The 21,863-nt window shown below is 67.7% G+C and carries 16 protein-coding genes; 6 read left to right on the top strand and 10 right to left on the bottom strand.

What is annotated here, in order from left to right:
• Positions 1 to 76: 76 nt before the first annotated feature.
• Positions 77 to 3,787, bottom strand: coding sequence for a nitrate reductase subunit alpha (locus ASD42_RS09340; RefSeq protein ID WP_056812801.1), 3,711 nt, complete (start codon positions 3,785 to 3,787; stop codon positions 77 to 79).
• A 683-nt stretch (positions 3,788 to 4,470) separates the two neighbouring features.
• Here ASD42_RS09340 and ASD42_RS09335 point away from each other — a divergent pair.
• Positions 4,471 to 5,283 carry a helix-turn-helix transcriptional regulator gene (locus tag ASD42_RS09335; protein WP_442938647.1) on the top strand — a complete coding sequence of 271 codons (813 nt, stop codon included), beginning with the start codon at positions 4,471 to 4,473 and terminating at the stop codon, positions 5,281 to 5,283.
• Here ASD42_RS09335 and ASD42_RS09330 read toward each other — a convergent pair.
• On the bottom strand, positions 5,280 to 6,113 hold the full coding sequence (locus tag ASD42_RS09330; RefSeq protein WP_056812799.1) for an alpha/beta fold hydrolase: 834 nt from the start codon (positions 6,111 to 6,113) through the stop codon (positions 5,280 to 5,282). The genes ASD42_RS09335 and ASD42_RS09330 overlap by 4 nt on opposite strands.
• A 217-nt stretch (positions 6,114 to 6,330) precedes the next feature.
• On the opposite strand from ASD42_RS09330, the gene ASD42_RS09325 reads away from it, so the two are divergent.
• Positions 6,331 to 7,230 (top strand): hypothetical protein, encoded by a 900-nt coding sequence (locus tag ASD42_RS09325; protein WP_056812796.1) that lies wholly within the window; start codon positions 6,331 to 6,333, stop codon positions 7,228 to 7,230.
• Between the two features lie 12 nt (positions 7,231 to 7,242).
• Here the strand turns inward: ASD42_RS09325 and mtnC are convergent, their stop codons facing one another.
• The 4 genes from mtnC to ASD42_RS09305 form a co-directional block, all read right to left on the bottom strand.
• A complete protein-coding gene (gene mtnC, locus ASD42_RS09320) occupies positions 7,243 to 7,932 on the bottom strand; it encodes an acireductone synthase (RefSeq protein WP_056812793.1) in 690 nt (229 codons plus the stop codon).
• The gene (locus ASD42_RS09315) at positions 7,929 to 8,498 is read right to left on the bottom strand and encodes a 1,2-dihydroxy-3-keto-5-methylthiopentene dioxygenase (protein WP_056812790.1); all 570 of its coding nucleotides are present in this window, start codon (positions 8,496 to 8,498) and stop codon (positions 7,929 to 7,931) included. The genes mtnC and ASD42_RS09315 overlap by 4 nt, the downstream gene beginning before the upstream one ends.
• Complete coding sequence (locus tag ASD42_RS09310; RefSeq protein WP_056812787.1) at positions 8,495 to 10,294, bottom strand: bifunctional S-methyl-5-thioribose-1-phosphate isomerase/methylthioribulose 1-phosphate dehydratase; 1,800 nt, start codon at positions 10,292 to 10,294, stop codon at positions 8,495 to 8,497. Before ASD42_RS09310 ends, ASD42_RS09315 begins: the two co-directional genes overlap by 4 nt.
• Before the next feature lie 83 nt (positions 10,295 to 10,377).
• Complete coding sequence (locus ASD42_RS09305) at positions 10,378 to 12,738, bottom strand: arylsulfatase (RefSeq protein WP_056812784.1); 2,361 nt, start codon at positions 12,736 to 12,738, stop codon at positions 10,378 to 10,380.
• 264 nt (positions 12,739 to 13,002) lie between these two features.
• Here ASD42_RS09305 and ASD42_RS09300 point away from each other — a divergent pair, with 264 nt between their 5' ends.
• Genes ASD42_RS09300 through ASD42_RS35190 form a run of 4 tightly spaced genes read left to right on the top strand, consistent with a single transcriptional unit; the run spans position 13,003 to position 18,333 of the window.
• Entirely contained in the window at positions 13,003 to 14,580 is a 1,578-nt protein-coding gene (locus tag ASD42_RS09300) for an ABC transporter substrate-binding protein (protein WP_056812780.1), read from the top strand.
• The gene (locus tag ASD42_RS09295) at positions 14,577 to 15,536 is read left to right on the top strand and encodes an ABC transporter permease (protein WP_056812778.1); all 960 of its coding nucleotides are present in this window, start codon (positions 14,577 to 14,579) and stop codon (positions 15,534 to 15,536) included. Before ASD42_RS09300 ends, ASD42_RS09295 begins: the two co-directional genes overlap by 4 nt.
• Entirely contained in the window at positions 15,533 to 16,399 is an 867-nt protein-coding gene (locus tag ASD42_RS09290; RefSeq protein ID WP_056812776.1) for an ABC transporter permease, read from the top strand. The genes ASD42_RS09295 and ASD42_RS09290 overlap by 4 nt, the downstream gene beginning before the upstream one ends.
• Positions 16,396 to 18,333, top strand: coding sequence for a dipeptide ABC transporter ATP-binding protein (locus ASD42_RS35190; RefSeq protein ID WP_056812772.1), 1,938 nt, complete (start codon positions 16,396 to 16,398; stop codon positions 18,331 to 18,333). Before ASD42_RS09290 ends, ASD42_RS35190 begins: the two co-directional genes overlap by 4 nt.
• Positions 18,334 to 18,383: 50 nt before the next feature.
• Here the strand turns inward: ASD42_RS35190 and ASD42_RS34320 are convergent, their stop codons facing one another.
• The 4 genes from ASD42_RS34320 to ASD42_RS09270 form a co-directional block, all read right to left on the bottom strand.
• Positions 18,384 to 18,539: a hypothetical protein gene (locus ASD42_RS34320; protein ID WP_156677410.1), complete on the bottom strand. Its 156-nt coding sequence runs from the start codon at positions 18,537 to 18,539 to the stop codon at positions 18,384 to 18,386.
• A gap of 307 nt (positions 18,540 to 18,846) precedes the next feature.
• Positions 18,847 to 20,589, bottom strand: coding sequence for an NTP transferase domain-containing protein (locus tag ASD42_RS09280; protein ID WP_056812769.1), 1,743 nt, complete (start codon positions 20,587 to 20,589; stop codon positions 18,847 to 18,849).
• A gap of 96 nt (positions 20,590 to 20,685) precedes the next feature.
• On the bottom strand, positions 20,686 to 20,976 hold the full coding sequence (locus tag ASD42_RS09275; RefSeq protein WP_056812765.1) for an MGMT family protein: 291 nt from the start codon (positions 20,974 to 20,976) through the stop codon (positions 20,686 to 20,688).
• A gap of 3 nt (positions 20,977 to 20,979) precedes the next feature.
• A complete protein-coding gene (locus ASD42_RS09270) occupies positions 20,980 to 21,768 on the bottom strand; it encodes an alpha/beta fold hydrolase (RefSeq protein ID WP_056812762.1) in 789 nt (262 codons plus the stop codon).
• Positions 21,769 to 21,863: the final 95 nt, after the last annotated feature.

Raw genomic sequence — 21,863 nt, 5'->3', positions numbered from 1 at the left:
TCTGGGCGTGCCCGGTGAGTTACCCGGACGGTTCGAAATCAGTTGTCGCCTGTGCGGACGAACAGCCTGGTGCATGTCAGTACTCGACTTCCTGGCTGCGGCGGCGGATCGTGGTTACCTCGTCACGCTGGTTACCGGTCGGGCCGTGGTAGTTCAGGGCGAAGGACTGCTGGGCGTAGCCGCCGATCAGATGCGAGGGCTTGATCAGCACCCGGGTGAGCGCGTTGTGGATACCGCCGCGCTTGCCCTTGGCTTCCTTGGTGGTGTCCTCGGCGCCCTCGATGCGCGGCACGTCGACCGCGCGGTCCTGGGCGTGGTACATGAAGACGGTGCCCTCCGGCATGCGGTGCGAGACGATCGCGCGGGCGACGACCACACCGTTGCGGTTGATCGCCTCGATCCAATCGTTGTCGGCCACCCCGATCTTCTTGGCGTCGACGTCCGACATCCAGATCGTCTGACCGCCGCGCGAGAGCGTCAGCATGTGCAGGTTGTCCTGGTAGGCCGAGTGGATCGACCACTTGGAGTGCGGGGTCAGGTAACGCACGGTGAGACCGTTGCCGCTCACATTGCCGATGCTCGGCTCCGCGAACAGCGCCGACATATCGAGGGGTGGACGGAAGATCGGCAATTGCTCGCCGAGTTCGATCATCCAGTCGTGGTCGAGGTAGAAGTGCTGGCGACCGGTGAGGGTGTGCCACGGCTTGAGCCGCTCGACGTTGATGGTGAACGGCGAGTACCGGCGACCACCGGATTCCGAGCCCGACCATTCCGCCGAGGTGATCACCGGCACCGGGCGAGCCTGGGTGTCGGCGAAGGTGATCCGTTTGCCCTCGGCCTCTTTCGCGAGGTCGACGAGTTCGGTACCGGTCCGCCGCTCCAGCGCCTCGAACCCTTCGACCGCCAGGCGGCCGTTGGTGGTGCCCGACAGCGACAGGATGGCCTCGGCGGCGTGGGTGTCCTTGGCCAGCGACGGCCTGCCCGCGGCGATGCCGGAGACGATGGTGCCGTTCTGTCCGGCCAGGTACGCCACTTCTTCCTCGGGGAAGGTGGTGACGCCCTTGGTTGTGAGACCGAGCTTCTCCACCAGCGGCCCGAGCGCGGCCAGCTTCTCCGCGATCTTGGTGTAGTCGCGTTCGACCTCCACGATCTTGGGCATGGTCTTGCCCGGAATCGGTTCGCACTCACCGGCTTTCCAGTCCAGCACCTTGCCGCCGGCCTGCGCGAGCGCATCGGGGGAATCGTGCTGCAACGGCACCGCGACGATGTCCTTGCGGGTGCCGAGGTGCTTCTCGGCCAGCCAGGAGAAACCACGCGCGATCCGGTGGAACGCCTCGAAGTCGGTCTTGGCCTCCCACGGCGGGGAGATGGCGGGGGAGAAGGCGTGCACGAAGGGGTGCATATCGGTGGAGGACAGGTCGTGCTTCTCGTACCAGGTGGCGGCGGGAAGCACGATGTCGGCGAACAGCGTGGTGCTGGTCATGCGGAAGTCCAGCGCGAGCAACAGATCGAGCTTGCCCTCGGCGCCTTCCTCACGCCATTCCAGTTCTTGCGGTCGCACGCCGGTCGCGTCGGTGGTCTGCAGGTTGGAGCCGCAGCCGAGCAGGTGCTTCTGGAAGTACTCGTTGCCCTTGCCCGAGGAACCGAGCAGGTTCGCGCGCCACACGGTGAGCACGCGCGGGAAGTTCTCCGGTGCGTCGGGGTCTTCGCAGGCGAAGCGCAGGTCGCCCGATTTCAACCCGGCGACGACGTGCTCGGCGGGGGTCTTGCCCGCTTCGGCTGCCTCGTCGGCGAGGTCGAGCGGGTTGCGGTTGAACGTCGGGTAGCTGGGCATCCAGCCGAGACGACTCGCCAGGGCGATGTTGTCGGCGGCGGTGCGACCGGCGAACTTGCCCTTGCCCAGCGGCGACGCGAACGAGTCCGAGGTGAAGGGGTCGTAGCGCCACTGGTCGTTGGTGAGGTACCAGAACACGGTGCCCTGCATCTGACGCGGCGGGCGCTGCCAGTCCGATGCCGAAGCCAGTGTGGCCCAGCCGGTGACCGGACGGCACTTCTCCTGGCCGACGTAATGGGCCCAGCCGCCACCGTTCTTGCCCTGACAGCCGGTGAGCAGCGTCAGGGTGAAGAAGGCGCGGTAGATCTGATCGGAGTGGAACCAGTGGTTGGTGCCCGCGCCCATCAGGATCATCGAGCGACCGCCGGAACGTTCCGCGTTGTCGGCGAATTCGCGTCCGATGCGAGCGGCCTGGACGGCGGGAACGCCGGTGATGTTCTCCTGCCAGGCCGGGGTGTACGGCGACTCGGCGTCGTCGTAGCCCTTGGCCCACTCGCCCGGCAGGCCGTCGCGGCCCACGCCGTACTGCGCGAGCAACAGGTCGAAGACGGTGGTGACCCGTTTGCCCGCGACGATCTTCGTCGGCACACCGCGGATGATCGACCCGGCGACATCGGTGTCGAAACGCGGCAGCGCGATGGTGGCGTGCGCGTCGTCGGAATGGCCGAGCAGGGTGAGCAGCGGGTCGACACCCTCGAGGTCGAGGTTCCACTTGCCCGCGTCGCCCTCGCCGAAGCGATGGCCCAGCGAGCCGTTGGGCACGACGGGGTTGCCCGCCTGGTCGAGCAGCACCGGCTTGTGCTCGACGCTTTCGCCGGTGTGGCCGAGATCCGCGGCGGTGAGGAACTTGCCCGGCAGAGCGCCGTCCTGATCCGCAGCCTCGTCGAGGCAGATCAGGTACGGCAGATCGGTGAAGGACTTGATGTAGTCGGTGAACATCGGAGTCTGCTTCTCGATGAAGAACTCCTTGAGCACCACATGGCCCATCGACATCGCCAGCGCGGCATCGGTACCGGGGCGCGCGGCCACCCATTCGTCGGCGAACTTGGTGTTGTCGGCGTAGTCGGGGGAGACCACCACGACCTTCTGGCCGCGGTAGCGCGCCTCGGTCATGTAGTGCGCGTCCGGGGTTCGGGTCACCGGGACGTTGGAGCCCCACATGATGAGGTAGCCCGCGTCGAACCAGTCGGCGGACTCCGGCACGTCGGTCTGGTCGCCGAATACCTGCGGCGAGGCCACCGGCAGGTCGGCGTACCAGTCGTAGAACGACAGCATGTAGCCGCCGATCAATGACACGAAGCGCGCGCCGGTGGCATGGCTGACCATCGACATCGCCGGGATCGGCGAGAAGCCGGCCACGCGGTCGGGGCCGTACTGCTTGATCGTGTACACGTGCGCGGCAGCGGCGATCTCGGCGGCTTCCCACCACTCGGCGCGGACGAAACCGCCCTTACCGCGCGCGGTCTTGTATGCCTTGGCCTTGACCGGGTCCTCGACGATGGACTCCCACGCCAGCACCGGGTCCTTGAGCTCGGCCTTGGCCTTGCGGTAGAGATCGAGCAGCGTGCCACGCACATACGGGTAGCGCACGCGGGCCGGAGAGTAGGTGTACCAGGAGAAGGAGGCGCCACGCGGGCAGCCGCGCGGTTCGTACTCGGGCTTGTCCGAGCCCACCGACGGGTAGTCGGTCTGCTGGGACTCCCAGGTGATCACGCCGTCCTTGACGTAGATCTTCCAGGAGCACGAGCCGGTGCAGTTCACGCCGTGGGTGGAGCGCACCACCTTGTCGTGCGACCAGCGGTCGCGGTAGAACTCGTCGGCATCGCGGCCGCCGACCTTGTAGACGGACCGGTTGTCGGGCGAGACCTCGCCCCGCTGGAAATACTTGCCGAGGTTCAGCAGTGTGTCGCCGAAATCGGCGGGCGACGGACCTTGCGTGCGCGAATTAACCACGACGCCCCCTTCGAGCTGTGAAATCGGGCTGTTGAGGGAACTGTAAGGAGGCGGACCACTTCGGCAAAACGAACTTTTCACATCCGTATTCGGCCCTCGGTGAGCTGTGAGGTCGGCGAAATGCTGTGGTCACGGGGGAGGGGCTCGTCGGCACCCGCGATCGGGGGCTCACCAGGGTGAATTGAGCCGCGAGCTGGCAGAACGCGGTGATCGACGGGTCCGTCGGCGGGCCGACGGTGATGCTTCGGAAACGACTGGTTCTCCCGCGGTTTACATTTGTTTACACACCCGGTGTGCCCGCTGAACAGCGCTGATGTGACGCCACACACAGCTATGGTCGCGTCGAGACGGTCTGCGGGACAGCGGGAACGGCCGCGCGGACATGGCGACGCCGGACGGTCGCCGCGCGCGGCGGGAGTGCTTCGTAGTCGGTGGCAGGTGTCGAGCGGAGGTGCAGACCGTCACGGCCGGGGCGAGCGGCGTCGCGCGGTGCGCAATCCTAGAGCACTGCTGAACGGAACGATTTCGAATCCTTTTAATTCGGTTCAGAACGCCGTATTCCGTGACCGCGAGCACAGTTGCCGCAGGTTAACTACCCAAACGAAGTGGCGCTAATATAAAGAAACGGCATCTTTTCCGGTTGGCGGTTGGTTCGAGGTTGAATAGTCATCCAGGATTGGCCCGTGCAGACAGGAAGGGTAGTCGTGATACCGAAGCCATCGTTCGACGGACCGGACGGGCCGCCGAAACCGCCGACGCTCGGCGGGTTGCTGCGGCGACTTCGCGACGATCGGCGGATTTCGAGGGAAAAACTAGCCTTCGCGGCGGGGGTCAGTTCGAGTTACATCACGCATTTGGAGAGCGGGGATCGGGACCGGCCGACGCGCGCGGTGATCGAGGCGCTCGTGCGCTACCTCGACCGGATCGCGCCGGTGACCGATATCGAGCGCAGGCATCTATTCGATCTGGCCGGCATCGCGCCGGTCGACAATCCGACGGTCGAGGATCTGCGAGCCGAGATCAGCACCGAGATGCGCCGGACTCTGTCGCTGCGGGAACCCGATCTGGCGGCCTATGTCGACACCCGCTGGAACGTGCTCGCGGGCAACCATTCCTATGACCGCGCGTTCCCGGGACTGGTCGAGGATGTCAATATTCTGCGCTGGTTCTTCGGTAACCCGCTCTCGCGCAAGGTAATGGTGGAATGGGAGAAGGAGTCCACCCTCACCGTGCACTGGCTACGCGGCCTGATCGGCCAGCAGGTCGGCGGCGACTGGGCTTCCGAACTGCTCGACGAATTGGCGCAATATCGCGACTTCCGCCGCATCTGGGACGACGGCGACACCGTGTACGGGCGCGAGCACACCGCCATGCGGCTGTGTGATCTCCACACCGGCGAGAACTACACCGTCGAGGTCCAGCTGTTCCGGCTCGATTCCGTCGCCTATCCCGGCCGCATCCAGTACTACCAGGGCGTTCGCGGGCCCGACCGCTAGATACCGGCGACCGCCACCGGCTCCACGGCATGCGGGGTGCACGCAGTCACCAGCGCGGCCAGCGCCGCGGCAACCTGCTCGGGATGGGTCAGCGCGCAGCCGTGGCCCGCGCCCGCCACCGTGCGTACCCCACTCGCGCCCGGCAGTTCCTCCGCCAAGCGCGCGCACTTGGCCGCGGTACTGCTGTGGTCGTGTTCGCCGCGGAGAACGAGAGCGGGCACCTCTATTTCGCCGAGTCGCCCACGGACCGAATCGCGCCCGATCAGGCACTCGGCCGCCGGCCGGATCGCGGTGCGATCGGCGTCGAGCCAGCGGGTGATCCAGGTCTGCCAGATCTGCGGATCGGTGCCGCCGATCAATAGCGGCGCGAGATCTTCGGCCAGTGGCCGCAAATCGCCGCCGCCGCACCATTCGTCGAAGAAGTTCTCGTAATAGCTTTCGTCGCTTCTGGTGCAGGCGTCGGCTTCGGTATCGAGCAGTGCCAATCCGGTGACGCGTTCGGGGGCGAGCAACGCCATCCGCAGTGCCGCGTAACCGCCCTGGCTCATGCCGCCGACAATCGCGCTCTCGATGCCGAGTGCGTCGAGCACCCGCAGACCGTCGGTGGCCAGATCCCAGTAATCGAAGCGCGGGTCGTCGCCGTATCCGGTGCGGCCGTGACCGCGAGCGTCCCAGGCGACGACATTGATATCGGTGTGCGCCAGGACCTTCCGGATGGGCTCGAACATGGATTCGTCCATGAGGAATCCATGGGCGAGCAGCAGTGTCGGTCCTTGGACCGCGTCGGTGTGGAAATGGACATTGACAGAATCGGAGTGTACGAAGGGCATGGTCGAAACATACAAGCGGCGCGGTCGATTTCGCCCGGTTGCGGACCGAATGCGACACCGCCTGATGGGTGCACGGCCGGTTCTGTGAATTCACTGGCGAGTGTATATACCTAACTGGGGCCGTCTATTTGTGCGCGCCCTGTGGACATGTCCGTTTGTGGCCGATTGGATAGGGATGTCGGTGACAGTCGGCTCGAATCGGAAAACGGGGATATTGATGAGGGTGACGGAGCATGGGCAGGATGCCCACATAAGTTTGGCCGCCGCGGGTGACAGCGTCTCGGCGACCTTCGCGGTCTGCGACGCGGAGGGCAGGGCGATCTGGTACGGCCCGTTCATCGACGCCGACGCCGACCATCCCCGCGGTGACCAGCTCGCGGCCGCGATGGGCGCCGCGGGCCGCGCGATCTGGCTCGCGGGCCGAGCCCGCGAGGACACCGGAGTCGAGAAGGTGACACTGCACCTGACAGTCAGCGAGGACGGACTCGACGCCATCACCCTGGCCTGCACCGCGTCGATGGCCGGGCTGGCCCTCGATCTGGTTGTCTCCGAAGATAATCCGGCACTGGACTGGTGCCAGGCGTTCGGCAGGCTCGACTGGACGTCGGGCCCGTTGATCGGCCTCGTCGATCCGGAAGTACCACAGACGATCCCGACGCTGCGGGCGATCACCGGCGGTCTCGATCAGCAGTCCGAACCACAGGAGAGGCTCGACATGCACGAACTAGCACTTGATCCCTCGATGGAATTGCGCTCGGCACTGGAAAGTTTGCTGCTGCACGACGCGATCGGCATGGACGCCAAGATGCGCCACGCCATCGCCGCCGTCGTCCACCTCGCCGTCGACACACCGCACGGCCCGCCCGAGGACGCCGAGGAATTCCTCGGCCGCCTCGACGCCTCCTGGCTGGTAGCGGCCTGGCTCGGCCACGACACCGAACTCTCCCTCATCGCCACCCTCGCCGCAGGCGAGATCCCCGCCCTGTCCTGGTGCGAACTGATGTTCACCACCACGCTGGCGCCGTGGTCGACGAGCCCGGTCGCCGTCCACGCACGACGGGTGTTCGGGACAGTCCAGCGGGGACCGCTCGGCGCGGTCAGGGCGCACGTCGGCTGAGAGCGCGCCACCTCAGTATTCGGCGACCTCGACCTCGGCGAACGAACTCACCCAACGATGCGGTGGCCGTGGTGGATTCGGTTCGCCGTGTCGGTGCACGCCGACAGCCTGCCAACCCGCGGCCACCGCGGCATCGAGTTCGTCGGCATGGTCGGACAGGAACAGGATGTCCCGCGCCGGGACGCCGATCCGGTCGGCGATGAGCTCATAGGAACCCGCCTCCCGTTTGGCGCCTGCGCTGACCAGGTCGAAGTGATCGGTGATCAAGCTGGACAGGTCGCCGGCCTCGGCGAAGGTGAACCAATCTCGTTGGTTGCGTTCGGAACCCGAGGAATAGACGAACAGTCGGTAGCCGTCGGCATGCCATGTTTTCAGCGCGGGTACCACATCGTCGAAGAAGCGTCCGTGTAGTGCGCCTGCGCGGAAGCCCTCGGCGCAGATCGCGCCCTGGGCGGCTTTGAGGGGCTCGGCCTTCACGTCGGAATGCAGCCAGGCGATGAGGATCGCGGCGACTCGGTCGGTGTCCGCGGTGGGTTCTCCGGCCAGTTCGCGGGTCCGCGCGATCACCGCTTCCGCGGGGCCGGAGGCATTGTCGGCCAGCCAGGCGGGCAGGTGCTGTTCGGTGTAGCCGTAGAGGTCGGTGCGGACCGCGTCGGTGGGGCTGGTGGTGCCCTCGATGTCGAGGACGATCGCGCGGGTCACGCGAGCAGTTCGTCGAGGGTCGGGAAGCCCGCGCTGATCTTGTCGCCGGTGAAGTCGCCGACCCAGCCGTCGGCCTCCTCGAAGAAGCGGATGGCGATGAAGTCGGGGGTGGTGCCCATGTCGAACCAGTGCAGGGTGCCCGCCGGGACCGAGAGCAGGTCGCCCGCTTCGCAGACCGTCGCCAGCACGGCGTCGCCCACGTGCAGGTAGAAGCAGCCGCGGCCGGCGGCGAAGAAGCGCACCTCGTCCTCGGCGTGGCGGTGCTCGTCGAGGAACTTCGCGCGCGCACCGGCGGCGGTGGCAGGCCACTCCGGGTTGTCGGCATCGGGATGGATGCGGGCGACGTCGATGTGCTCGTAGCGGCCCGAGGCGTTGAGTTCGGCGATCTGCGGGCCGTAGTGGGCGAGCAGGGTGTCGGAGTCGGTCGCGGCGGCATCGGCGAGCACGGCCCAGTGCGAGTAGGCGATGCCGTGTTGTGCCAGCTCGGCGCCGATCTCGGTGGGGTCGGTGGTGCGCACCCGGACGTCGGCGGGGTTGTCGGCGGCCATCACTTGCAACAGGGTCATGTCGGTCCGATCTCGAGAGGCATGGCGTCGGTACGTCCCGTACGGGCGATCAACTCGCACAGGGCTTCCAGGCATTCGGCGCGATCGCGCGCCTGGGCAAGAGTGTCACCCCAGGTGGTGATCCCGTGCCCGGTGATGAACAGAATCGGTGGGGCGTCGGGGTTTTCGCTGAGGTAGGTGTCGATGTCGGCGCCGATGCGCGCCACATCCGGCCAGTTCGGGAAGACCGGGATCACGACCGTCGACGGGTCGGTGAGGCCGAATCCCTTGAGCAGTTCGAAACCGCTGATCCGCAGCGGGGTCACCGCGCCGCCGGGCCGCGCGGAAGTAGTCGCCAGCGCGGTGGCGAACGGGGAGTGCACGTGCACGACCGCGCCGGCGGGACGGGTGCGGTAGACGGCGGTGTGAATGCTGGTCTCCGCGGACGGCTTCCGGCTCTGACCTGGGCGCGCGATGGTGTCGGCGATCGCGACGAGCACCGTGTCGTCCGCGCCGAGTTCGCCTTTGGACAGGCCGCTGGCGGTGACGAGGGCATCGGCGGGGTCGATCCGCACCGAGATATTGCCCGCGGTGCCCGGCATCCAGCCCCGCTCGTAGAGTTGGCGTGCGGTAGCGGCGATCGCCTGTCCCCGCGCGGCGAGGGGCCTGTCGGGGTTCTCGACGGTGGCCGCCGACGCACGGCCGTGCTCGTCATAGGTATCCGAGTTCCGGTAGACCACACCGTTTTCCGTGACGACGGCGGTGACCAGATCGGTCGGCGTCACATCGAAGGCCGGGTTGAACACCGCGGTCCCCGCCGGTGCGGTGTCGACGCCGCCGAAGCCGGTCACCTCGGCGGCGGCCCGCTGTTCCACCACGATCTGCGCGCCGGTGGCCATCGCGGTATCACGGGTGGATTCCGGGGCGACCACGATGAACGGGATGCCGTGGTGACGGGCGGCCAGGGCCAGGGTGAAGGTGCCGATCTTGTTGGCGACGTCGCCGTTGGCGGTGATCCGGTCGGCGCCGACCAGCACGGCGTCGACCTGTCCGGTCGCCATCGCCCAGGCGGCGGCGGAATCGATGGTCAGCCGATGCGGAATGCCCGCCTCGGCCAGCTCCCACGCGGTGAGCCGCGCGCCCTGCAACAGCGGGCGGGTCTCGTCGACGATCACGTCCTCGACGACACCGCGTTCGTGCAGCACCCGCAACGCACCGATCGCGGTCCCCACCGCGCTGGTGGCCAGGCGTCCGGTGTTGCAGTGGGTGAGCAGTCGGAGCGGCCGCGCACCGCACAGATGTTGCACCAGGTCAGCTGCATGGGTGGCGGCGGCCAGGTTGACCCGCCCGTCCTCGGCGAGCATCTCGAGGGTCTCGGCGAGCACCGCGTCGGCACCATCGGCGACCCTGCCACGCACCCGGTCAACTGCCCACGCCAGATTGACTGCCGTGGGGCGCGCTGCGGCGATGCGATCGGCTTCGGCCTGGACGGCAGCTACATCGACCACGCGGCGAGTGCGGATCTCGGTTTCGCCGGGCAGGCTCTGAACTGGGCTGCCCCCGTTATCGGGTATGCCGTCGGTCGAGTCACCCGCCTCGCCGGGCACGCCGTCGTGAGTGTGCGCCCTGGTCGCGATGACCACGCCGAACGCGCCAGCGATCCCGATCGCGGGAGCGCCGCGAATGGCGAGGGTGGTGATCGCCTCGATGACCTCGTCGACGGTGCGCAGGCGAAGTTCTCGCACCTCGTGCGGCAGTCCGCGCTGGTCGATGGTGACGAGGGCACCGTCGTCCCAGATCAGGGAACTGTCGTCCATCTCCGGCGTCCTGTCTGCGTGGCATTTTCTGGCTGGTAAACGGTATCCGACCTGGTCGCGACTCGATCCGCGGGGCCGGTCGATCACTCCGCGGCGTACTCGGCCTCCCGCTCCACCGCGTCGATCGTGCGCTGCGGGACCTGCACGGGACCGGGGGTGTAGGTGATCGCGCGCAGGCCGCCGGAATAGCGGAACGGTCCGCGGCGCTCGCGCAGCTCCCACGAGACCGGACCGCGCGCGTCGACGCCGACGGAGATCCCGGTCCACGGCGCCATGCCGACCAGTTGCACCTGGTCGGTGAGCTCCGCGAGCGGCGTGCCGTCTACCTGGATGGTGAAGTCCCAGCGCAGACGCGGCTCGACGGTGGCTCGCACGGTGATCTCGCGCGTCCCGATGGGCAGAGGCACGCCGACTGACGCGTACCGCCCGTAGCTGTTCACGCCGAGCACTACTTCGCCGTCCTCGATGTAGAGCAGGTACCCGCCGAGCAGGTCACCGTGTGCGACGAGGACTCCTTCGTCGCCGGGCTGATAGCCGTCGACCACCCGCTCATCGGGTACCGCCGTACCGCGTGCCGACGCCGTGCCGGTCAAGTCGGTGGTGATCGTGAAGTCGCGGAAGGCGATGAGGCGTTGGGAGCGGTAGCGCTCCAGGGTGGGGGTACCGGGCAGCAGCCGCACCGGAGCGGCGAAACGCGCCTCCTCCGGGCGACGGCGGAACAGGTCGGCGCGGGTCAGCAGCGGGAACACGGTGTTGGCCCACGCTGATTCGTCCCAGGCGTCGGCCAGTTCGGCGGCCTTGTCCGGGTACTGCGCCGAAAGATCGTGCAGCTCTGTGGGGTCGGCGCGCACGTCGAACAGCTGCCAGTTCGGCGCGTCGATGTCGGCGTCGGCATCGTGCAGCGACAGCAGCTTCCAGCCGTCGCGGTAGAAGCCGCGGTGACCGGTCATCTCCGAGTACTGCTCGGTGTGCCGCGTCGGGGCAGCCTGATCGCGCAGCAGCTCGGCCGCGGAGACGCCGTCGAAGTCTTTGGCGGGCAAGCCGTTACGCGCAGAAGGACGGTCCAGACCCGCCAGCTCGAGCAGTGTCGGCGCCAGATCGGTGACGTAGGCGTATTCGTGGCGGATGCCGGAATCGGTATCGGTGCGGGGCAACCCCTTCGGCCACGACACGACCAGCGGCACCCGCACACCACCGGCGAACGTCTGGCCCTTGTAGAACCGGAACGGTGTGTTGGACGCCTGACCCCAGCCGCGCGGGTAGTGCACGCCCAGCTTCGCGGTGCCGATCAGGTCTTCGTCGTGGGGGACATCGCCCACCCAGTCTGGGTCGTCGACGTGGGCGAATTCGGCGAAGTAGGAACGGGTGCCCTCCGGTCCGCCCTCCGCGGTGCCGCCGTTGTCGGAGGTGAACACGATGATGGTGTTGTCGAGTTCGCCGAGGTCTTCGAGCAGGTCGACGATGCGTCCCAGGCTCTGGTCGATGCTGTCGACCATGCCCGCGTACACCTCCATGTACTTGGCGTAGCGCCGCTGCTCGTCGGCCGACAGCGAATCCCACTCCGCCGCTTCGTAACCCGGCTCGGTGTTACGTGGCTTCTGCTCGGTACCCGGCGGGAACAACCCCTGCGCCAGCTGCTCGGCGAAGCGGCGCCTGCGCAGTTCGTCCCAGCCCTCGGCGTAGCGACCGCGATACTTGGCCTGGTCCTCGGCCTTGGCCTGCAGCGGTCCGTGCATCGCGACGTGCGCGAAGTACAGGAAGAAGGGCTTGTCCGTGTCGTGCGCGCGCAGATCCTTGATGTAGGACAGTGCCTTGTCGGTGAGATCGTCGGTGAGGTAATAGCCCTCCGGATACTCTTCGACATCGACCACCGAGCTGTCCGACACCAGCTGATTGGGGTAGTAGAAGGAGTTCAGCCCCTCCAGCGACCCGTAGTAGCGGTCGAATCCGCGCTGGGTCGGCCAGGAGTCCCGATGCGCGGACGGGTTCATCGTGGCGTCGCGCACCAGATGCCATTTGCCCACCGCGTAGGTGGCGTAACCGTTGTCGCGCAATATCTCCGGCAGCGTGAGTACGTCGTCGGCCAATTCCAGCCGCAGCCCCGGATAGCCGGGGTCGGCGTTGGCGACGAAGCCGAAACCCGCACGGTGGGAATTGATTCCGGTCAGCAGTGCCGCGCGCGAGGGCGAGCACAGCGGAGTCGTGTGATAGTTCGACAGCCGCACACCCTCGGCCGCGAGACGGTCCAGTGTCGGTGTCTCGATCTCCGAACCGAACGGGCCGATATCGCTGTAACCCATGTCGTCGACGGGGACGACGACGATGTTCGGCGAGCCCTCGGGCGCGGTGGGCGGGTAGGTCCAATCGGGAGTCGACTCCGCGGACGTGCGACCGGCCGAGCCGCCGAAGGATGCGTAACCGCGAGCATGGGGTGGAACAGGCATTCTGGCAGTAAAGGTGACGTATCCGCTGGTCACCAGGGTTATGTGCAGTGTGCGTGGAATCGGTGACCGGTACGTCGCAACTTGTTAGCGTCACTGCCGTGCCCACGAATCAGCCACCCTGCTGCTGTTCGTGTCGCGTCCTGCGCGGCTGACGAACGCCCACGACGTTCGCGGCCGAGCCGATGTGTTCCCTTTCCTGCGGTGCGCTGTGCGTACCCTCCTCGGCCCGCCGCGCGGGCCGATGCGTCTTCGAGGATCTTCACGATGAGTTCAACGGCGAGTGGCTTCGGCCGCCGAAATTTCTTGCGCACCAGCGGCATCGCCGCCGCGGCCATCTTCGGCGGCGCCGCACTGGCGGCCTGCACCTCGGCGGTCTCGGAACAGAAGGCGGGCGGCGACGACGCCACGCCGGTGCGCGGCGGCACCCTGAAGGTAGGCATCCGGGAGGACTTGGTGCCCGCGAACCTGCTCACCAACACCGCGGCGACCCCGGTCGTGATCGGCCTGGTCTACGAATCGCTGATCCGCTACCCGAACGACACCCTCGAACCGCAGCCGTTGCTGGCCAAGTCGTGGCAGCTCGCCGCCGACGGTCGTTCGCTGAGCCTGGACCTGCGCGACGACGTGAAGTTCCACAGCGGGCGCCCCTTCACCGCCAAGGACGTGGAGTTCTCGCTGCGCACCTACGCCGACGCCAAATGGTCAGCGCAGCTGCGTAGCTCGGCGGCCGCCGTCACCGGTTTCGACATCGTCTCGCCGACGCGGATCGTGTTGCAGCTCGCCCACCCGCTGAGCAATATCTACGACCTGCTCGACACCGTGCCGATCCTGGACAGCGAGACCGCCGACAAGCTCGGCACCGGCGACACCTATATCGGCACCGGCCCCTTCAAATATGTGCAGCGCGTGCCGAACTCGCAGCTGATCTTCGAGAAGAACCCGAACTACTGGGTGCCCGAGCGCCCGTACCTCGACCGGGTCGAGGTCTCGATCATCCCCGACCCGAACGCGCTGCTCAACGCGTTGAAGTCCGGTCAGATCGCCGCGGCGCGCGAACTCGGCTACCGCGATGCCGAAAACCTCGGCAAGAGCGGCGGATTCACGGTGCACGATCTCGAGGGCGCCGAGCTGCAAGCCTATGTCGGCGTCAATGTGACCGAGCCGTCGCTGGCCGATGTCCGGGTCCGCCAGGCCATCGCCTTCTCGCTCGACCGCGAACGCATCATCAACGAGGTGTTCCGGGGCGCGGGATATCCGCTGAACGTGCCGTGGCCGAAGAACTCGCCCGCCTTCGACGAATCCCGCAACGCCAAGTACAAGCGTGACATCGACAAGGCCAAGCAACTCCTCGGCCAGGCGGCCAAGCCGCCGAAGCTGCCGCTGACCTTCGCCCCCGGTTACGGCGAGGTCGCCCAGATCGTGCAGGCCAACCTCGCCGACGTGGGCATCGAGGTCGACCTCGACCCGGTCGACGCCGCCACCTTCGTCAAGCAGCTCACCGGCCAGCAATTCCGTGGCCTGTGGGTCACCGACCATTCGTGGGCGCAGTTCGTCCCGTCGACGCTCACGGTGAGCGCCTACCCGTTCAACGCCCGCCGCAATGCCTCGCGCTACGAATCACCGGCCTACACCGCGGCCGCCGACACGGCATGGCAGCTGGCGCAGGGCACCGGCCCCGATGCGGTGCGCGCCTACCAGGCCGTCACCGACCAGTTGCTGGAAGGGCTGTTCCTGATCGAGATCGGCGTGCGTTTCCAGCAGTACTCCACCGTCAACAAGGTGCACGGTTTCGCCTGGACCAAGCGCCGCGAACCTGTTCTCACCGACACCTTCCTGTCATGACGCGCTACCTGCTACACCGCCTCCCGTCGGCGCTGCTGGTGCTGTTCGGGGCCTCGGTGCTGATCTTCCTGCTGCTGCGGCTCGTCCCCGGTGACCCGGCCACCATCCTGGCCGGCAACGACGCGACACCGCAGACCATCGAGGTGATCCGTCATCAGCTCGGCCTCGACCGGTCGATCCCGGTGCAGTACCTGCAGTGGCTGGGCGAGGTGTTCACCCTCGACCTCGGTCGCTCCTACATCATCGGCGGTGAGATCACCGACCTGGTCGGCCGTGGGCTCACCAATACGCTGGTGCTCACCGTGACCGCGCTGCTGCTGGCCGTGCTGGTGAGTCTGATCGTGTCGGTGGCGTCGGTGCTGTGGCCGAGCCGCTGGTTGAATACGGTTGTCGCCGCGGCGAATACGGCCGCGGTCGCGTTGCCGACCTTCGTGGTCGGCCCGTTGCTGGTGCTGGTGTTCGCCGTCGCGATTCCGGTGCTGCCCGCCGGCGGGGTGCCGCCGGACGGATTCATCGCGCGACCCGATATCGCGGTGCAGTATCTGTTGCTGCCCGCGATCTGCCTCGCACTGCCGGTGTCGGCGGCGCTGACCCGGTTCCTCACCGAAGCGCTGCGCACCGAACTCGCGAAACAGTATGTGCTGACGGCACGTTCCCTCGGTGTCGGCTATCGCGAGATCGTCACCCGTGGCGCCCTGCGCAACGCGCTGCCGACCATGCTCACCGTGCTCGGCATCCAGGCCGGGCAATTGCTCGGTGGCGCGGTGCTGGTCGAAGCGGCCTTCGTGTGGCCGGGGATCGGGCAGCTCATCGAACAGGGCATCAGTCGTCGCGACTATCCGCTCGTGCAGGTGCTGTTGCTGCTGTCGGTGGCGGTGTTCGTGGTGATCCAGCTGATCACCGATGTCGCGCACGCGTGGCTGGACCCGCGGATTCGGATCGGAGGACGGTCATGACGACGACAACCGAGAAACCTGTTGTCACAGCGAATGATTCACCGCGCCGCGAAGGTCCGCTGTGGGCGCTGCGCCATGGACAGGGACTGGCCGGGGTGCTGCTGGTCGTCGTGGTGGCGCTGGCCGGGGTGTTCGCCGGACTGCTCAGCTCCTACGATCCGCTCACCCAGATCCCCGGCGCCAACCTGCTCGGGCCGAGCGCGCAACACTGGCTCGGCACCGACCATCTCAACCGTGATGTGGCCGCGCGCGTCCTGGCCGGTATCCGGATCGACCTGCTGATCGCGCTGCTCGCGGTGCCGATCGGCGCCGTGATCGGTGCGCTGATCGGGCTGGCCGCCACCGTCCACCCCGTCGCGGACGTGACCGTCCAGCGGGTGTTCGACCTGATTCTGGCCTTCCCCACACTGATCTTGGGCATCACGCTCGCCGCGATCACCGGGCCCGGCTGGCACGCGGTGGTCATCGTGATCGTCGCCGCCGAGATCCCGATCTTCGGTCGCCAGATCCGCACGGCGGTACTGGCCGTGCGCGAACAACCGTTCGTCGAAGCCTCGGAGGTGATCGGCGCCGACACCTGGTGGACCTTGCGCAAGCATGTGCTGCCCAATGTGATCGAGCCGCTCGGCGTGCAGTTCGCGCTGTCGCTGTCGGTGGCGGTGTTCATCGAGGGCGCGATGAGTTTCATCGGCATCGGCGTACTGCCGCCGCAGCCCTCGCTGGGATCGCTGATCGCGGCCTCGATCGCCAACCTGGACGCGAATCCGTGGATCGCGATCGGACCGTTGGTCGTGGTGGCCGCGTTGACCCTGGGATTCCTGTTGATCGCCCAAGCACTGGGCCGGGCAAGGAGATTGGCATGAGCGCACCATCTGATCCGCTCGACCCCGTGCTCGAGATCGACGAGTTGACGGTGGGGTTCGGCGACAAGATCGTCGTCGATGGGGTGAGCTTGCGGGTGCGCCGGGGTGAAGTCGTCGCCCTGGTCGGTGAGTCCGGTTCGGGGAAATCGCTCACCGCGCGATCGGTGCTCGGGCTGCTGCCGGAGACCGCGCGGGCAGGCGGGTCGATCCGGCTCGGGGGCACGCAGGTCATCGGGGCCGCCGAATCCGCGTTACGGGATCTGCGCGGTACCAAGGCCGCCATGGTCTTTCAAGAGCCGCAGACCGCGCTGAATCCGGTGCAGAAGATCGGCACCCAGATCGCGCAGGCGCTGCGCGCGCACGGCGTGACAGACAAGGCTGTCGCTCGCACCCGCGCGATCGATCTGCTGACGGCGGTGGATATTCCGGAACCGGACAAGCGCCTCGACTGGTACCCGCATCAACTCTCCGGCGGACAGAAGCAGCGCGTGGTGATCGCACTCGCCCTGTCCGGCGAGCCCGACCTGCTCATCGCCGACGAGCCGACCACCGCGCTCGATGTCACCGTGCAGGCCGAGATCCTCGATCTGCTGCGCTCCCTACAACGGCAGCGCGGCACGGCGATTCTGTTCATCACCCACAACCTCGGCGTGGTCGCGGAGATCGCCGACCGGGTCGTGGTGATGCGCGAGGGGCGGGTGGTCGAGGAACAGACGGTGTTCGGGTTGTTCGCCGAACCGGGCGAGGACTACACCCGGACGTTGCTGGCCGCGGTGCCGCGATTGCCCCCGGTGTCGTCGCGGGGCGAAGAGTCGGCGCCTGTCGCCGAGGTGGATGCAGTCAGCCCGGGTGGTGCGGAGGCCGAGCTCGCCACTGAGGCAACGGATGACGACCCGACGACGGTGCGGCACGAGGACGAAGCCGGTGAGGTCGACGCGTCCGACGGCGGCGACGACGAGTCGGCGGACCTCATCGACGATTCGGATGACGTCCCGGCGGAACCCTCGGACCGGAGCGTTCGCCGGATTCTGCGCCGGGTAGTGGTGCGTGGGCCCGCTGTTGTCGCCGAAAAGGGCGGGGGGCGAGGCGAATCCGAATACCGCGACGTGCTGCGGATCGACGACCTCTCGGTCGTCTACCCGGGCCGCCACGGCGCTGCGCCTTTCCCGGCACTGCAGGATATTTCGCTCACCCTCGGTCCACGTGAAGTTCTCGGGCTCGTCGGTGAATCCGGGTCGGGCAAGAGCACGCTGGGGCGCACCGCGCTCGGGCTCGTTCCCGCCACCTCGGGACGCGTCGAGCTACAAGGTGTCGTGCTGGCCGGATTGTCGCGCCGCGAGCTGCGCGGACTGCGCAAGCACGTCGCGCTGGTGCATCAGGACGTGAGCGCCTCACTCGATCCGCGGCGCACGGTCGCCGACGCGATCGGGGAACCCTTGCAGGTGCATCGGGCCGCGTCGGGCACGCTGTTGCAGGCCAAAGTCGCGACCTTGCTCGAATCGGTCCGACTGCCAAGGGATTACGCGCAGCGCAGGCCGGGAGAGTTGTCCGGTGGGCAGCGTCAGCGAGTGGCGTTGGCTCGCGCGCTGGCCTTGGCACCGCGACTGCTGGTCGCCGACGAGCCGACCAGCGCGCTCGACGTATCGGTGCAGGCGCAGGTGCTCGACCTCTTCGCCGACCTACGCGCCGAATACGGCTTCGCCAGTCTGTTCATCAGTCACGATCTGGCCGTGGTGCACCAGGTCGCCGACCGGGTAGTGGTGCTGCGGCAGGGCCGGATCGTCGAAACCGGCGAGGTGCGCGCGGTATTCGCCGCACCGGCTCAGGAGTACACCCGCCGCCTGGTCGACGCGGTGCCCGTCCCCGATCCGGCCACGGCTCGGCGTGAGCTGGACGGATCCGCGGCAGGCGCGCCAGTGCGCATCGGGGCATGACGTGGACGAGCCGCCGGTAGCGATACCGGCGGCTCGTCGACACACGTATATCAGTGATGGCCGGGGCGGCGCTGCTCACGCCGATCGTCCTGGCCTGCTCGCGTCATGCCTTGCGAGTCCTGCCCCTGCTCCTGCCGCTGCTCCTGCTGCTGGCGCGGCATCTGCTTGGGCATCTTCTTCGGTGCTTTTTTAGACTTGTCAGCCATCTCCACACGGTCCTTTCCGAGGGATAAGTGATTAAGCCTTCAACGCACTGTCCGACGCAATCCACCTCGCGTGCGGGGCGTCCCACGCCTGACTCGACCAACAATAAGCACCATTACGGCGTGAGGGTAGACCTGCGCTGAAAATAGGTTTCTGACCTGGGAAAATTCGGCGTGTCAGTCCTCGATCCATTCCGCATTACCGGAACGGACCCAGTGGACCACCTATTCCGGGCTTCGCCATTCTGTGACATTGCGAGAATTGCGGCGAGAACGGGGGATTCGATCTCGATCATTGTCGAGAACTCGGTCAGGAAGGGAGGGGGATGAATTCGACGGTTGCTCCGTCGGTGGCGTTCGGGGGAACGATGACCAAGCCGTCGCGGTCTATCAGGCCGGCCAGGTGAGCCGTGCGGACTACCGGGTCGCCGAGCCAGCCGCCGTCGGGGGCGTAGCGGGCGGGGGTGATGCGTTGGACCGGGGCGGTGATCTCGGCGGCGTTGTGGAGTGGGCCCAGGATCTTTCGGGGGAGGGGGGCGCCGGTGCGGGCGGCGACGATCGCGGGGGTGAGGGAGAGGAGGACGGCGATGGCGGCGAAGGGGTTGCCGGGGAGGCCGAGAACGGTGGGGCCCGTGGGGAGTTCGGCGACAACGGTGGAACCGCCTGGGCGCAGGGCGAGTCGGGGGACCAGGACCCGGGCCTCGGCTCGGGCGATGGCGGTACGGAGTTGGTCGGCAGCGCCGCCGCCGGTGGCGCCGACTACGACGAGTAGGTCGAAATCGGAGGTGTCGGTGAGCATGTCGTCGAATCCGTGCGCGGTGTCGCGCAGGTGGACCCGGTCGACGACGCGAACGCCGCAGCCCGCGAGGAGATCTGGCAGGACGGGGCCGATCGAGTCGCGGGTCTGGCCGGTCTGGAGGGGGCCGGTGCTGCGAATTTCGTCGCCGGTCATGACAATTCGCGCGCGAACGGGACCACGGACGGTGCCCGTGATGACCTCGACCGAGGCCGCGGCCGAACGGAGGGCGGCGGTGACCCGAGTGCCCGCCGGGGCGACGAGATCGCCGATCTTCCTGTCCTCGCCGCTTTTTCGGACATCGCCGCGAAACGGGGTGTCGGGGAGTCGGGCCAGCTCGTCGCCGGTGATGGTGGCGAATTCGTCGCGCACTACCGAGGTGGTGCCGTCCGGAACGTGGGCGCCGGTGGCGATGCGTACCGCCTCGCCCGAGCGCAGGCCCTCCGGCCGCGCGCCGCCAGCGAAGCCGACGTCGCGCCGCAACTGCCACGGACCGTCGCCGCAGACGGCGTAACCATCCATGGCGGAGACGTCGAAGCGGGGCAGTGGGCCCGCCGCGGTGATCGCCGCCGCCAGTGCGGCACCGGGGACTTCGCTCAGCGCGGCCTCGTAGGCGACCAGGGGAGTCAGGCCGGTGCCGAGGCGTTCGCGCGCTTCGGTGAGGTCGAGGCGGGCCGACGCGCGGTCGGTGGCCAAGGATTCACGGGCGCGGCGGACCTCTTCCTCGGTATCGCAGTCGGCGATATCGGGGAGTTCGACCAAGACGGTCTCGGCGGGCACGATGGCCTTCATCGGCTGGTTCACCAGTGAACCCAGTCCCGCCACCGCCGCCACCAGCGCGCTGCGTCGCCAGACGCCGACGAGGTATTGCGGGCGACCGGAGGCGTCGATCGCGAAAACGGCATCGGCGGTGGAATCGGTTGCCCTGCGCAGCAATTCGTGGACGGTGGCATCGGTGAGGAACGGCATATCGGCGGCCAGCACGACAATCCACGGGGCCGTGGTGTCGAGTGCGCTCAGACCGGTGCCGATCGCCGCGACGGGCCCGGAACCCGGCGGCACCTCACGAACCTGCCGGAACCGCGAATCGAGTGCGGGACGGTACGGGCCGACCACCACCACCTCGGCGCAGTCGCGCACCGAATCCAGCGCGGCATCGAGCATCGATCGCCCACCGATCACGATCGCCGGCTTGTCGACCCCACCCATCCGGCTGGCGCGTCCGCCCGCGAGCACGATGGCATCGACGGCGGTCATCGGCTGATCCTGAATCGGGTAAACGGCACGAAAGTCATGCTAGTAGGCGTGCTGCCGGTGCTCGAGCTGCCCGCGCGGTCGAGGGTGGCAGGTCGCTCAGAGTCGCGCGGTGCGCAGAACGACACGACCGTCGACGACCGGAACACCTTCTTCGGTGAGCAGCCGCAGCTGGCGGGTGGCCAGGTGCGCGGCGGGGCGGCCGCTGGCGCCGATGACGCGGTGCCACGGCAGATCCGCGGAGTCGGTGCGCATGATCCAGCCGACGGTGCGAGCCGAGGACAGCCCGGCCGCGGCGGCGATATCGCCGTAGGTCGAGACACGGCCCGGTGGGATGGCGGCGACGAGTTCACGGACCTTCTCCACCTGCTCCTCCGTCGTGACAGCCACGGGCTACAGGACCTTGGCGATCAGCGCGGCGGTGTCGGCGGGGCGGGCCTGGGCGACCATGTGGTCGCAGTCCCAGACCTCGGCGGTGAAGTCGTCGAGGTGGGCGGTGAGGGCGGCCAGGAACTCCTCGGTGACATAGGGCGGCTGCACCTTGGCGGCGCGGACCAGCACCGTCGGCAGGTCGGCGGGCGGCAGGACGAACCCTCGCGCCAGCTGGCCCCAGTAAGAGGTGATCGCGGGCTGGAAAATGCGCCAACCCACGCGGCCACCCTCGGTCGGCACGAGGTGCTCGGCCAACTCCCGTTCCAGGGTCTCTGGATCGACTTCGTCGGGTCCCCACGCGCTGACCTGCTTGTCGGAGCGGGCTTCGGCGAGATCGGTGTAATCCGGGGAGGCGAGATTGGCCAGGGCGATCTGCTCGATCAGCTTCGCGTCGATGCCGATGGCGGGATCGAGCAGGACCAGCGCACGCACGAGGTCGGGGTGCTGCCTGGCCAGATGGATGCCGGTGGCGCCACCGAACGAGTGGCCGACCACGACGACGGGTCCGTCGGTCTCGGCACGAAGCAGCTCCGCGAGATCGGCGACGATCGTTTCGAAATCCCATGGCGGCAGCGAGGTGGAGCGGCCGTGTCCACGCAGGTCGGGGGCGATGATCCTGGCCTCGGGCAGGTGCTCGGCGGCCAGGGTTTCCCACCGGTTGCCGTGGCCGGTGAGACCGTGCAGGGCGAGGACGACGGGACCGTCGGCGGGGCCGAATCGGTGCACATGAAGCGACGACACGACACCCATTCTGGCCGGTCGCGCACAGTCTCGCAGCGTGTCCCTCCGGTAGGGGTGCGCCGGAGTGTCGGACTGGTCTGTTGCAATAGCCGATGTGGTGCGAT

Origin of the sequence: Nocardia sp. Root136 (genome assembly GCF_001427185.1) — a bacterium.
GTDB lineage: Bacteria > Actinomycetota > Actinomycetes > Mycobacteriales > Mycobacteriaceae > Nocardia > Nocardia salmonicida.
The sequence above is the reverse complement of the archived record's forward strand: the minus strand, read 5'-3'. Positions and strand labels throughout refer to the sequence as shown.